This window comes from Sphingobacterium corticis (assembly GCF_042684745.1).
Lineage (GTDB): Bacteria > Bacteroidota > Bacteroidia > Sphingobacteriales > Sphingobacteriaceae > Sphingobacterium > Sphingobacterium corticis.
This window is the reverse complement of the sequence record NZ_JBHUMA010000006.1, coordinates 1,197,674-1,211,283: the sequence shown is the minus strand read 5'-3', so window position 1 is coordinate 1,211,283 and position 13,610 is coordinate 1,197,674. Positions and strand designations below refer to the sequence as shown.

The 13,610-nt window shown below is 41.4% G+C and carries 10 protein-coding genes; 2 read left to right on the top strand and 8 right to left on the bottom strand.

Features of this window, described 5'->3' with window-relative positions:
- Positions 1–149: 149 nt before the first annotated feature.
- Positions 150–3,020 (bottom strand): ligand-binding sensor domain-containing protein, encoded by a 2,871-nt coding sequence (locus tag ACFSQ3_RS11205; protein WP_380869639.1) that lies wholly within the window; start codon positions 3,018–3,020, stop codon positions 150–152.
- Between the two features lie 215 nt (positions 3,021–3,235).
- Between ACFSQ3_RS11205 and ACFSQ3_RS11200 the strand changes: the two genes are divergently transcribed.
- Complete coding sequence (locus ACFSQ3_RS11200; RefSeq protein ID WP_380869638.1) at positions 3,236–3,772, top strand: hypothetical protein; 537 nt, start codon at positions 3,236–3,238, stop codon at positions 3,770–3,772.
- A 9-nt stretch (positions 3,773–3,781) separates the two neighbouring features.
- On the opposite strand, the gene ACFSQ3_RS11195 is transcribed toward ACFSQ3_RS11200, so the two are convergent.
- From ACFSQ3_RS11195 to ACFSQ3_RS11175, 5 genes are read right to left on the bottom strand one after another with little or no spacing between them, the layout of a single operon-like run.
- Complete coding sequence (locus tag ACFSQ3_RS11195; RefSeq protein ID WP_380869637.1) at positions 3,782–4,768, bottom strand: bifunctional riboflavin kinase/FAD synthetase; 987 nt, start codon at positions 4,766–4,768, stop codon at positions 3,782–3,784.
- A gap of 39 nt (positions 4,769–4,807) precedes the next feature.
- On the bottom strand, positions 4,808–5,530 hold the full coding sequence (gene truB, locus ACFSQ3_RS11190) for a tRNA pseudouridine(55) synthase TruB (RefSeq protein WP_380869636.1): 723 nt from the start codon (positions 5,528–5,530) through the stop codon (positions 4,808–4,810).
- Between the two features lie 5 nt (positions 5,531–5,535).
- The gene (locus tag ACFSQ3_RS11185; protein WP_380869635.1) at positions 5,536–6,330 is read right to left on the bottom strand and encodes an undecaprenyl-diphosphate phosphatase; all 795 of its coding nucleotides are present in this window, start codon (positions 6,328–6,330) and stop codon (positions 5,536–5,538) included.
- Positions 6,331–6,335: 5 nt separating this feature from the next.
- Positions 6,336–6,581 (bottom strand): DUF3098 domain-containing protein, encoded by a 246-nt coding sequence (locus tag ACFSQ3_RS11180; RefSeq protein ID WP_380869634.1) that lies wholly within the window; start codon positions 6,579–6,581, stop codon positions 6,336–6,338.
- A gap of 19 nt (positions 6,582–6,600) precedes the next feature.
- Positions 6,601–7,479: a cell division protein FtsX gene (locus ACFSQ3_RS11175; RefSeq protein ID WP_380869633.1), complete on the bottom strand. Its 879-nt coding sequence runs from the start codon at positions 7,477–7,479 to the stop codon at positions 6,601–6,603.
- A 133-nt stretch (positions 7,480–7,612) separates the two neighbouring features.
- Here ACFSQ3_RS11175 and leuS point away from each other — a divergent pair, with 133 nt between their 5' ends.
- Positions 7,613–10,396: a leucine--tRNA ligase gene (gene leuS, locus ACFSQ3_RS11170; protein WP_380869632.1), complete on the top strand. Its 2,784-nt coding sequence runs from the start codon at positions 7,613–7,615 to the stop codon at positions 10,394–10,396.
- Positions 10,397–10,559: 163 nt separating this feature from the next.
- Here leuS and ACFSQ3_RS11165 read toward each other — a convergent pair whose 3' ends face one another.
- Entirely contained in the window at positions 10,560–11,597 is a 1,038-nt protein-coding gene (locus tag ACFSQ3_RS11165) for an AI-2E family transporter (RefSeq protein WP_380869631.1), read from the bottom strand.
- 64 nt (positions 11,598–11,661) lie between these two features.
- A complete protein-coding gene (locus tag ACFSQ3_RS11160) occupies positions 11,662–13,572 on the bottom strand; it encodes an ABC-F family ATP-binding cassette domain-containing protein (protein WP_380869630.1) in 1,911 nt (636 codons plus the stop codon).
- Between the last annotated feature and the right edge of the window lie 38 nt (positions 13,573–13,610).

Sequence of the window (13,610 nt, the reverse complement as noted above, 5' to 3'; positions counted from 1 at the left end):
AGTGTAGTATGATCTGTGGTGTTATGATGTATTATAACTTATTGATAATAAGATTGTAGTGTTTTTTTGTTGCTCCGTAAAAAAAGTATTTTGATGGATGCTCACGGAGAGGAGTAATATAAATATGAGAGGTAATGATGTAGTAATTATTAGATTTCAAGCAAAAATTCCGTTAGATTTTTATGTGTTTCTAACTGTAATTTCTTCCGTAAGCGGTAGCGACGAATCTCCACGCCGCGTAAGCTGATGTTTAATAGCGAAGCGATTTCCTTACTCGACATATTTAATCGTAGATATGCACAAAGTTTCAAATCATTCGGCACCAATTCCGGATAATCTTGTTTTAATTTTCGGAAAAAGTTATCGTGCGATTCGTTGAAACTCGACTCAAATAATTCCCATTCTCGCTCATCATTTTTTGCCTCCTCAATCAGCTTATTGACTTTTTTAAGTTGATCCGAACTTAATGGCTTACCGTCCGAACCTTTGATATTGGACAGCGCTTCATGCAAGGTTTTTAGCAAATCATTTTTATAAACCAGATTGGTCGCCATGTTTGCTAACTCACGCTTTTTATTGTCCAACTCCAGTTCCAGCTGGTCGTTTTTCAATTGCATTACTTGTTTGGCTCGAACATCGTTTTCTCGCTTCAACGCATCTTCCTTTTCCAATTCCAGCTTCCTTCTCAATTGCTCTTTAGCTTTAAACAAACGTTTCTGATACCATTTCCTACCTAAATATACGGCGCAAATAGCGAGAACGATATAAAGAACGATCGCAAACCAGCTCCAATACCAAGGTCGACTTACTGTAAATGGGAGGGAAGTCGTTTCTGAAATAACTCCGTTGACGTTTTTCGCTCGAATTTCAAATCGATAATCGCCGTGAGGTAGATTAGTGAAATCTCGGTAGTTGTCCGAGCTCCATTCGGACCAGACATTGCTAAATCCAACCAATCGATATTGAAATTGCAACGGATTAGCTTCGTACCAAGGTAAGCTATATGTGATACGAATATTATTTCGGCTGTAAGCTATTGGCTGATCTAAGTCTATATTTTTGGGATCGGACGTGATGTTCCAAAAGCCGGTAATCAGCGGGTTTGTAAAATACGAATTGTCGCTTTTTAACTTTTGGATGTAAAGTGCGAAACCATCATTTAAGCCAAACAAATCTATTCCATCTTGTATGCGTTGAACGTTTTCATATCCGCTCATTATCTTTTCACTAATCGGCTGCCAGGTCGTGGAATCGAGTGTTGCATTTGCTTGCGTATGCAAACTAAGTTTGGCAACTTTCGCATCCTTGAACAACCAATAGCTATTATCGGCATCTTTTTGGATGCGGTTCGACGTGGCAAAAGGCCCGAGAATATCATTCAGTTCATTGTATGAAGTAAATTCGTTCAGTACATTATCGAAGCGATAAAGACCGCTGTCGGTCGCGAAAACATTTCGTCCGCCCATCGGATAGATGCCAAAAATCTTTGCATCTTTCGGCAAACCTTTCGGCGCAGCGCCAATTCCTTTTAAAGCAGAAAAATCCTGATTGAACGTAAAGAATTGAATTTGATTTTCGTTACCAATCCAATATCCTTTTCCATGTTCATCCGCGATGTATTTAATGGATTGTTTGAGATTGGGATATTGAAAGCGATGTTTGATTGAGCCGTTATTGCGTTCAAAAAGCGATAATCCCGTATAATTTCCTTCTAAAACATACGGTTTATTTGGGACGGAAAGCAGCTGTTGACTTCCCGTGAAAGGCGACGTAGCCTGCAATTCGCCATTGTTCAAAACAAACAATCCTGCGTTATGTCCGCAATATAATTTCCCGTCTATTTCCTTTAAAAACCAAACTTGTCCGTTGGAATTTCCGACAAATTGGAACTTCAGTGGCGTATTAGAAAATGGCCCTCGCCAAAGACTTTTAAAAAGTCCTTGATTCGTGCCCAAGTATAATTCTCCGTTGAAAATTGCGGACGCATACACTGTTCCCAGTGTACCAGTCTGATCCGTATAGTAATATAGCGGACTGTGTAAGTCCAAACGGTCAATGCCATTATCCATACCGATCCACAAATTGGATTGCCGATCTAGCGTTAAGCTCAAAATCGTATTATTTTGCAACCCACTATTTTTGTCCAGGTGCTGTATGAGCTCGCCACGACTGTTGATAATAATTAACCCATTTTTTATCGTGCCGAAAGCATACAAATCTTTGCCCACTTGCAGGCCATTATTGATTTGATGCTGTTCAAATAATTGCTGTGCTTCTGTTTTCCACGGACGGATAATCTCACTTCGATCCATCAGGAACAAACCATCGCGCTCCGTAGCAATTAAGGTTTGTCCGCCTGAAAAGGGCAACATGCTCAAGATCCGTTTATCGGCAAGAATGGACTTCCCAAGAACAGGGTTAAGTTTTCCATTGCTCAATCGATGCAATCCAGAAGGTAATTGTTCGAAATAAATGCGATCGCGCACTTGGAAAGAGAATAAGAACGGTTCACCATCTGCCTTTAACGTGGTAATTTTATTCTTTTCGTAGACGTATGCTTTAGAAAAAGATTGAAATATTACCTGCGATTTGTGGAAAATGATTTTCCAAATTTCATCTCGTTTCAAATTTTCGGAGTCGGCAACTAATTCAGCCAAGCTGGTATATTTTAACCGTCCGAAACCTTGATCTTCCCAAAAACCAAAATCGCCCTTTCCGCCCGTGAAAATCTTTCCGTCTTTTGCGATCTGTACGCTACGCAATGGCGCCGCTTTTGCCAATCGATTTAAATGCCATTCCTTTCCGTCGTAACGCATCAACCCGGCATGATTGGCAGCATATATTATACCTGTACTATCGACAGCTAAGCCCCAGTTTTGATTTCCCCCAGCGTAATCTGCCTTGGTATAATGCGCAATGTAAGGCATTGCTACACGCGGCAACTCTTGCGCCCATAACGCAATTGGTTGCAGTGAAATTAGGCAAAGGAGAAATAAAATACGATACAACGATATTGGCATAAGCTTGCACTAGAAATATATGTTGAACTATGATCTACTCGACATAGTTCCATATATAGGTTTCTCTGCTAAATTACTGAAAAGTGTAGATATGCTTGTTCCGAAAGACAATATATTTAGTTCGTTTCGCTGTCATGATCACTATTGAGCATCGCATTCCGGTGGATTTCGTATCTTCGCAGGAGCGATAAGCTCAATGAATTCTTTGTAAAGAAATGGCAAAAGCAAAAAGAAACGCACAACAAGCGAAACCAAAATTCGACCGTCCGGTAGATCGACATTTTTACAATATGGATGAACAACTGACAGGATCGATTCCGATGTACGCATTCGGTGTATTTTTAAGTTTTTTTGCTTTAATGGGATTGATTTGGATGATTCCATTTCCACAACTTGGTTTTCTAGAACGCATGCAAGCGCAGACATTTTTGAATTGGGGTTCGTTCTTTATCGCCATCGTGGTTTATGCTTATTTGAAGCTTGCGCCGACTTTGTCGTATGTTATGTTGTTCACGATTGGTGTGATGAGCTTCTTGATCGTTCAATTAGAGTATGTGGAGCGAGATCATGGTTTGCCAGCTTGGATCGTTTTCGCGGTTTTGGCGTTGATCGCATTAACCATCACGTTATTTGCTTACTGTAAAGATGTAGCGAATAATAATGGTGGAGAAATAAGCTTTTGGCAGGTACTAACCATTGGGCCACTATGGTTGTGGTCATTGGTGTTCAGAAAATTGGGCTGGCGCTACTAAGTAGCAATCTTATCGCTCTCGCTGATCAAAGTAGGCCCGAACTGCATCTTCGTCTCGCCCGATTTGCGCTTGCAATTCTTCCAAGTTTTCGAACCATTGATCATGTCTTACAAAATGAACAAAGCGAATGCGCAATGTCTTTTTGTATAAATCGTCTTTAAAATCTAGTAAATTTACCTCAATTTTTCGGTTCATGCCGTCCACGGTTGGGCGAGTACCGATGTAACACATACCTTGCGCAACGCGTTCGGGTTGTGGCGGAATGTACGGACCAGATTCAATCGATTGCACACGCGGATAAATTTCCACTTCGACCGCATAAATGCCATACGCTGGTATTAGCTTATGCGCCTCATGAACATTCAAATTTGCTGTAGGAAACCCGATTGTACGACCGATTTGATCGCCACGAACCACGGTTCCCGTGAGTTCGAAAGCGTAATTCAGATATTTGTTCGCCGTATCAATATCGCCTTTTATCAAGGATTCACGAATGCGTGTAGATGAAACGCCCACATCGTCTACATCTTGTTTGGGAATCTCGCCAACCTGATAATCAAAAATCGAACTGTTTGCATTCAATACGTCAATATTTCCGGCACGGTCCTTTCCAAAATGATGATCGTATCCAATAATAATAGATTTCGTGCCGATTTTGTTGACTAATACATCCGAAATATACTCTTCAGGCGTTTGGATAGAGAAATCTCTAGTGAATGGCGTGATAATTAGATGATCAATTCCTGCCAAAGCTAAGCGATGGGTTTTTTCTTCGATATCGTTAATCAAACGTAAACTGTCATCGTCCGGATTGATAATCAAACGTGGGTGAGGGAAAAAGGTTAATAACACCGTTTCTCCGCCGGTTTGTCGTGCTGTTTCCACCAACTGGCTTAATATGCGCTGGTGGCCGATGTGTACACCATCGAATGTTCCAATGGTTACTACGGCGTTTGGCAGCCGCTCAAATTCGTCTAGACTTCTATAGATTTTCAAGGTTCAGATCTTTTTATAAGCGTTCTGTCGCTGCCAATATTAAACAGTTTTCGTGTTTTTTTGCAATTTGATTGCTTCAATTAATTCTTCAAGTTTCCACGCGTTATCGACATGAAAGTCGCCACTCATCGTTCTGCGTAATGCCGATAAATGACTTCCATTTCCTAAACGTTCTCCAAAATCGTTCGCAATAGAACGAATGTATGTTCCTTTCGAACATTTGATCCGAAAGTGTATATTCGGTAGTTCGATCTTTTCGACATCAAAGGAATGTACCGTAATTTGGCGCGATTTCAATGCTACGGTTTCACCGCGCCGCGCTTTTTCGTAAACACGTTCACCGTCAATTTTGATGGCGGAGTGCGCTGGCGGATATTGCGATTGCTCACCAATGAAAGAAACAGCAGTTTCTAGAATTTGTTGTTCTGTGATTTGACTGATGTCGAAGGTTTGATCAATAACGCTTTCCAAATCGAATGTCGGCGTGGTAGCACCCAGCGTGATTACGCCCGTGTATTCCTTATCTTCAGCCTGAAACGTGTCGATTTTTTTGGTAAGCTTTCCAGTACAAAGGATTAGTAGTCCGGTCGCTAATGGATCCAACGTTCCTGCGTGTCCGACTTTTACTTTTAATGGCTTCATTGTATTACGCAATTTACCCACCACATCGAAACTCGTCCATTCTAAAGGTTTATCAACCAATAAAAGCTCACCTTCCTGAAATTGAAAGTCAGCTTTTTGTTGTGCATTCATTGTTGACATATTTATTAGATGATGGCTAGATTATAACCGCCAACGATCAAAGCGATAAGTATGGTTCCTACGACAATTCGGTACCAACCGAATGCTTTGAATCCATATTTAGTCAATATTCCGATAAAACTTTTGATCGCAATAATCGCCACCACGAATCCAATTACGTTACCGATAATCAATAAGTTGATTTCATCGGAACTGAATGCATGCCCTTCTTTAAAGAATTTGTACAACTTCACAATAGAGGCACCTAACATCATAGGAATCGCCAAGAAGAAAGAGAATTCGGCCGCTGCTTTACGACTTAAGTTCTGCGTCATACCGCCCACAATTGTACTGGCAGAACGAGATGTACCTGGAATAAGCGCCAAACATTGGTACCAACCGATGATGAATGCTTGCTTGTAAGTGATCTCGTCCGAATCATCCGTCTTAGGTTTGTTGAACCATTTGTCGACGAACAATAAAATTACCCCACCGATTACCAGCATGACGGCAACCATTAACGGACTTTCCAAAAGGTCATCAATAAAATCGCTTAACAATAATCCAAGAACTGAAGCAGGAATACCTGCAACGACCAACTTGAAATAGAAGTCGAATGTGCGGAAGAAGCGTTTCCAGTAAAGTACTAGAACAGAAAGGATAGTTCCAAGCTGGATAACAATAGTAAAGAGCTTGACAAAGGGAGTAGGCTCAACGCCCATCAGTGCCGTAGCGATAATCATGTGGCCAGTGGATGAAACCGGTAAAAACTCGGTAAGGCCTTCAATGATCGCCAAGACAATGACCTCGAAATACGTCATTATATTTAATTCGATTTTGGTTTATACAAAATAGCAAGAAATCCAACGGCAAATCCCACTACTACGATGAATGGAGCCAAGGTTATTTTAGCGAAGCTGTAAATATCTTCTGTTCCAGCCATCAAAAAGAATCCAACAACAACTATAAAGATACTCAACAAGAAAAGTTGATAGTTTTGCTTGCGAAATACAAACGAAGCTTTGTTTGCGTTCGTGGCAGAGTTTGTTCCCTGCGCATTGTTCTTTGCCATGTAAGTGTGTGTTTTTGTACTAACGGTATAAACTTGCCGATTTTGCTTTTAAATATTTCGTTACCGCGAAGTAGGTGCTCGCTCCAGAAATTAGAATTCCTAATGCTACCACTACTAAGAAGATGAAAATAAATTCCAGCCAATCGCGTAAAAAGATTAATTCGGGTATTTGTTGCTGTGCAAAATGTAAGGTCAATAGCAATAATAAAATTGCGATTAATGAGCCGATTAAGCCGTGAACAATGCCGTAAAGAATATAGGGCTTGCGAATAAAACCTTTCGTTGCGCCGATAAGCTGCATGCTTTTAATCAGAAAACGTTGTGAATAGATCGCCAAACGGATCGTATTATTGATCAAAGCAACCGCGATAATTAATAAAATCACTGTGAATGCTAAAACCACAATTCCAATTACACGGATGTTTTGGTTCACCATATCAATCAGGTTCTCCTGGTAAACCACTTCGTTGATGCGGCTGTTGCGTGAAACTTGCGCAATGAACGCTTGAATGCTATCGGTATTTGCGTATTGTTCGTTCAAATAAACATCAATAGAAGGTAGCAATGGATTGTGTCCTAAATATTCCACGAAATCCTCCCCCAAATCTTCTTTCAAGTTTTTGGCTGCCAATTCTTTACTGATGTATTCGGTCCGTAGGACTTCTTTGTTTTTATCCAAATCCTTCTGCAATGCCAACACATCGCCTTCGTTCACATTGTCGTTGACAATGATGTTTAGGACAATGTTTTCCTTCACGTATTTAGAAAGATTTTTGGCGTGCACTAAGATAAGACCAAGCAATCCGGTCATCAAAAGAACCAGCGCAATGCTGATAACGGTAGAAATGTATACGGATTTAGTCTTTTTCCTCGATGAGCCTTCTTCAATGATTGACATATGTTCTTGCGATCTAAATATACCATGCGAAAGTAAGGAATATTGCCGACTATAGGAATAGCTCTTAACATTATCTAACACTTTCCGTCGGAAATCGCTATTTTCGCAATTGTTATACGTTACATCATATTATATGGATTACAATCATAAGGTCATTGAAAAGGGATGGCAAACATTTTGGGCGGAGAACGGAACATTTCGCACGAGCGAATCTACCGATAAGCCGAAATATTACGTGTTGGATATGTTTCCTTATCCTTCCGGTGCAGGTTTGCACGTAGGACATCCGCTCGGATATATTGCTTCCGATATCTTTTCAAGATACAAACGATTGAAAGGTTTTAACGTGTTGCATCCGATGGGATATGACTCCTTCGGACTTCCTGCCGAGCAATATGCCATCCAAACCGGACAACATCCTGCGATCACTACCGAAGTAAATATTGATCGCTATCGGGAGCAGTTGGACAACATCGGCTTTTCATACGATTGGTCGCGTGAAGTGCGCACATCAGATCCTGCTTATTACAAATGGACGCAGTGGATTTTCATGCAATTATTTCAAGCTTGGTACAACAAGGATGCAGATAAAGCAGAATCAATTGATACGTTAATTAAAGCTTTTGAAACATCTGGAACATCAGGTGTTAATGCGCATTGCGATGAGGATGTTTTAACATTTACGGCCAGCGAATGGCTTGCATTTACTCCGGAACAACAACTGGAGGAATTGCTGAAATATAGATTGGCTTATTTGCGGGAAAGTACAGTAAACTGGTGTGCAGCGTTGGGAACCGTATTGGCGAACGACGAGGTTATCAATGGCGTTTCGGAACGCGGTGGTTATCCGGTGGAGCAGAAGAAAATGATGCAATGGTCCATGCGGATTACTGCGTATGCAGAGCGTTTGCTGACCGGATTAGATACGGTGGATTGGCCAGAACCTTTGGTAGAAATGCAACGCAATTGGATTGGTAAATCCGTCGGTGCAACGGTACGTTTTCCTGTTCCCCAATTGGATACGAATATCGAAGTTTTTACCACACGCGTTGATACTGTATATGGGGTTAGTTTTATTGTTCTAGCGCCTGAACACGAGTTAGTAAAAGCTTTAACTACGGATGATCAACGCGCTGCTGTTGAGGATTATATTGCGACGACGTCAAAAAAATCGGAGCTAGATCGCATGTCGGATGTGAAAGCGGTGTCCGGTGCATTTACTGGTGCGTATGCTAAACACCCGTTGACCGGTCAAGATGTGCAAATTTGGATTGCAGATTATGTGTTAGCTGGATACGGAACGGGAGCGGTGATGGCAGTTCCTTCGGGCGATCAGCGTGATTATTTATTCGCTAAGCACTTCGATTTGCCGATTATTCCAATTTCCGATTCGCAGGATATCAGCGAAGCGGCCGATCCAAATAAAGATGGACGTTATATCAATTCGGAAATTATCAACGGTTTGACTTATGAGCAAGCGGTTCCAGCTGTTATCGATCAGTTGCAATCTTTAGGTTTAGGAAAAGGAAAAGTGAACTTCCGCATGCGCGACGCCATCTTCGGTCGTCAGCGTTATTGGGGTGAGCCGGTGCCGATTTATTTCAAACAAGGATTACCTTATTTAATCGATAAAGAGGAGTTGCCTTTGCTATTGCCGGAGGTTGATAAATACTTGCCGACGGAAACGGGTGAACCCCCATTAGGTCGCGCCAAAGATTGGAAATACCAAGATGAAAACGTGTACGAATTGAGCACGATGCCGGGTTGGGCAGGTTCGTCATGGTATTGGTTCCGTTACATGGATCCACATAATCCGAATACATTTGCTTCGCGCGATGCTATCGATTATTGGAAATCCGTGGATTTATATATCGGTGGTTCTGAGCATGCTACAGGGCACTTGCTGTACTCACGCTTTTGGAATAAATTCCTGAAAGACTGGGGTTGCCAAGGTGAGGAAGAGCCATTTAAGAAGTTGATTAATCAGGGGATGATTCAAGGTAGATCAAACTTTGTTTATCGCGTTATGGATGCAGAAGGAAAGGCTACTAACCAGTTTGTATCTTACGGATTGAAGGCTGACTACAAAGTGATGCCGTTGCATGTAGACGTAAATATCGTTTCGAATGATGTGTTGGATCTGGAAAAATTCAAAACTTTCCGTCCTGATTTCGCGAATGCGGAATTCATTTTGGAACACGGTAAATACATCTGCGGTAGCGAAGTGGAGAAGATGTCGAAATCGAAATTCAATGTCGTTAACCCGGATGATATTATCGAGCAATACGGAGCAGATACCTTGCGTCTTTACGAAATGTTCTTGGGACCATTGGAGCAATCCAAACCATGGAACACAAATGGTATTGAGGGCGTTTATAAGTTCTTGAAGAAGCTTTGGCGATTATTCCACGATTCCGAGGGTAATTTCCATGTTTCCTACGATGAGCCGACCAAAGCGGAGTACAAAGCGCTGCATAAGATCATCAAAAAAGTAGAAGAGGATATTGAACGATTCTCGTTCAACACGTCGGTTTCCGCTTTTATGATTTGCGTGAATGAGTTGACGGATTTAAAATGTAATAAAATTGGTATTCTAAAAGATCTAGTGATCGTGTTGCAACCTTATGCACCACATATCGCGGAAGAACTTTGGTGCTTGATGGGCGAGCCAAAAGGAACTATTTCCTACGCCGCTTACCCGGAATTTAAAGCGGAATATTTGGTGGAATCAGAATTCGCTTATCCGGTTTCTGTCAATGGAAAAACCAAATTAAATTTACCATTAGCTTTAGATTTAGATCAGCAAACGGTAGAAGCGACCGTGCTGGCAAATCCTGATGTGCAACGTTATATTGATGGAAAAACCGTTCGTAAGATTATTTTTGTGAAAGGAAAGATTATCAATATCGTGGTTTAGTCAAAGCCTGATTTAACAAAGAATCCCGAATTTGCTAGACCAAATTCGGGATTCTTTGTTAGGAGCCGAAGCAACCTGATAGATATATGCTAACCGATTATTAAGTTGCCGTAGTTTCTGTTGGATCAATGCATCGTCGGCATTTGTAACGACGTCATCTTTGCTAATCCAAATCCAGCGATTCCTCGAGCGTTCCCTTTATGTAGACTTCATTAACGAATATGATGATAACGACAAGTAGCGGTGTAGCGAATAAGATTCCCCAAGCACCAGCAAGTGCACCCATCAACAATTGAAAAAATAAAACTAATGCAGGAGGAAGTGAGAGCATTTTTTGTCTAACAAACGGTCCGAATACGGCCGACTCCAATAGCTGAACCAATAGAAATAGCCCAACTAATAACATAGCCATTTCCGGTCCGTCCATCAGTCCGATTAAAATTGCGGGAATTAATGCAATCGTAGGGCCGATATTGGGGATAAATGTTAATGTACCGCCTATTATTGCTAGTATAATCCAAAGATCAGCACCAAGTATTACTGCACCTATGGCTGTTAGCGTAAAGGTAAACAACATCTCCAACATTTGTGCTTTTAGCCACACCTTCAAGTCGTTGCCCATTTTTACAATAACGTTTTCAGCCTTGGATTTATATTTTGCTGGGAATAGGGCAATGGTTCCTTTCACATATTGCTGCGGAGAAATCATAATGAATATTCCCAAGAATATAATTGCATAAAGGTCACCGAATACACCAAATGTCGATTTGAAAAAGCTTCCAGCTTGTTTGGCTATTTGGTCACCATTCTCATCGCCGGACGGCATCATATCTTTTACCTTGTCACCCCAACTTTGTTTTTCCACGTAAGAGTTTACGTCTTTGGTGATTTGCGGGATTGCCTTGGCAAATTGATCGTATTGCTGGGCAACGGTATTGCCAATCAGAAACGTAATGCCAGAAATAAATGCCAGAACCAATAAAAAAGCACAAGTAAGCGTGACTCCTCGCGGCCATTTCGTCCAAAGATGTAGGCGATTGGATATCCCTTGAAAGAGTTCAGATAGTAAAATACCCCCAAAGAGCAATAGGAAAATGCTAAATGTATTGACAAAAAGGGCGGCAAATAGAATAATTAGTAGTGCAATAAGCGTTATGAGCGCGGTTCGGCTCATTAATGTACTCTTTTCGATGTTCTGCATAATATCGGTACAACAACGTTTTGCAAAAAACGTTTCATGTATCCGTACCAGAAAAATGTATCTACTACGATTCCAGCGCCATAATTTCCTCCGCCAACCGCTCCCAATCGCCTTGCAAAGTTTCCCAAGCTGCTTTGCTGGAATTATAATTGCGCGTGGTCGTTTTTAGTTTTTCCGCATCAGAAAAAACTTCTTCGGTAGCTAATGCTGTTTCCAGTTTTTTGACTTCCGATTCAGCCGTTGCGATTTTATCTTCGAGTTGCTTAAGTTCCTTGTTTTTCTTTTGCAACAAGTTTCGCGTGTCGTTGGAAACTTCCACCTTCGGTTTTTTCTGCTCTTTTGGTTTTTCGGCAGGCTTTTCCGCTTGCGGTTTGACTACGCGTTTGCTGTTCCAAACTTCGTATTCCTGATAATCGCCCGGATATTCTTTGATGTCCTTGTTTTCAATGTACCAAATCTTGTTGGCTACGTGATCTAGAAAATACCTGTCGTGAGAAACTACAATTAGCGTACCTTCATATTGCTGTAAAGCTTGAATCAAAATGTTTACGGACGCCATATCCAAGTGGTTGGTAGGCTCATCGAGTACTAAAAAGTTAGCATCCGCCGTCAGCGCTTTCGCTAACGCAACGCGTGATTTTTCGCCTCCAGAAAGCACCTTAATCTTCTTAAATACATCATCTCCGGTAAACAAGAAGCAGCCGAGAATAGATCGGATTTCCGTTTCCGTGTGTTTCGGGGCGAAAGTTTGCAATTCTTGAAGAATGGAGTTCTCTAAATGTAAAGCTTCCAGCTGATGCTGCGCGAAAAACGTTTGGGAAACATTGTGCCCTTTAACGCTCTTACCTTCATATTCGTTGTCATCTTCAGCAACAATGCGAAGTAAGGTAGATTTACCTTTACCGTTCGCACCAATCAAGGCAATTTTATCGCCTTTTTCGATCAACCCATCTGCATTGCGCAAAATTTCTATATTCGGATAGCTTTTCGAGATGTTTTCCAAGGTTACCACATGGCGGCCGGAAGGTTTGGAGAACTTAAAGCTGAAGTTTACTTCCGGATTGTCATCGTCCACATCAGCCACTTTTTCCATCCGATCCAAAGCCTTGATGCGCGACTGCACCATCTTCGCTTTTGAAGCCTTTGAACGGAAACGCTCGATAAGTTTTTCTTCTTGTTTGATTTTCGCTTGTTGGTTTTTAAACTGATTACCCTGAAGTTCTTCGCGAAGCGATTTTTCCTCTAAATAGAAAGAATAATTTCCGGCATACAGCGTCAACTTTCCACGGCGTGATTCTACCGTCTTATTGATAATTCGATCCAAGAAATAGCGGTCGTGCGACACAATAACAATAGCACCTTCAAAAGCCTGTAAGTAGTTTTCTAACCATTTGATAGACGGTAAGTCCATGTGGTTGGTAGGCTCATCTAGCAACAAAATATCTGGAGTTTGAAGTAGAATACGCGCTAACATCACGCGCATACGCCAACCTCCGGAAAAGGTAGCAAGCGGTCGTTTTTGTTCTTCTTCGGAGAATCCCAAACCCGCTAGGATTTCGTGCGCACGGAATTCGATGTTATATCCATCCAGCGCTTCAAATTCCATTTGCTTATCGCTCAGCTTATTTAAAACCTCATCGGAATAATCGGTTTCCAATTTCTGTAGCAATATCTCAATCTCACTATGCAATTGATTTTGACGTTCGAATGCTTCCATTGCCACCTGAACAATATTTTTGTCGGAATGGTAGGAAAGCAAATCCTGATTCAAATAACCAATTTTCAAATCTTTCGCCATAGAAACCGTGCCGGAAGTCGGCGAGTACTCGCCAACGATAATTTTTAGCAAGGTAGATTTACCCGTGCCGTTCGCACCAATAAGTCCGACTTTATCGCCCGGTTTGATATGCCAATTCGCATCGTCATACAATGCACGCGCGCCTATTTCAAAAGTTAAATTGTTAATCGAGATCATTTCCCGCAAAAGTAGTGAATATTTCTCCGTGTTTGGCT

What these genes read in the sequence shown, in the direction of transcription:
- ACFSQ3_RS11205 (WP_380869639.1), bottom strand. Translation starts at nt 3,020, where the DNA reads ATGCCAATATCGTTGTATCGTATTTTATTTCTCCTTTGCCTAATTTCA.
- ACFSQ3_RS11200 (WP_380869638.1), top strand. Translation starts at nt 3,236, where the DNA reads ATGGCAAAAGCAAAAAGAAACGCACAACAAGCGAAACCAAAATTCGAC.
- truB (WP_380869636.1), bottom strand. Translation starts at nt 5,530, where the DNA reads ATGTCAACAATGAATGCACAACAAAAAGCTGACTTTCAATTTCAGGAA.
- ACFSQ3_RS11185 (WP_380869635.1), bottom strand. Translation starts at nt 6,330, where the DNA reads ATGACGTATTTCGAGGTCATTGTCTTGGCGATCATTGAAGGCCTTACC.
- ACFSQ3_RS11180 (WP_380869634.1), bottom strand. Translation starts at nt 6,581, where the DNA reads ATGGCAAAGAACAATGCGCAGGGAACAAACTCTGCCACGAACGCAAAC.
- ACFSQ3_RS11175 (WP_380869633.1), bottom strand. Translation starts at nt 7,479, where the DNA reads ATGTCAATCATTGAAGAAGGCTCATCGAGGAAAAAGACTAAATCCGTA.
- leuS (WP_380869632.1), top strand. Translation starts at nt 7,613, where the DNA reads ATGGATTACAATCATAAGGTCATTGAAAAGGGATGGCAAACATTTTGG.
- ACFSQ3_RS11165 (WP_380869631.1), bottom strand. Translation starts at nt 11,597, where the DNA reads ATGCAGAACATCGAAAAGAGTACATTAATGAGCCGAACCGCGCTCATA.
- ACFSQ3_RS11160 (WP_380869630.1), bottom strand. Translation starts at nt 13,572, where the DNA reads ATGATCTCGATTAACAATTTAACTTTTGAAATAGGCGCGCGTGCATTG.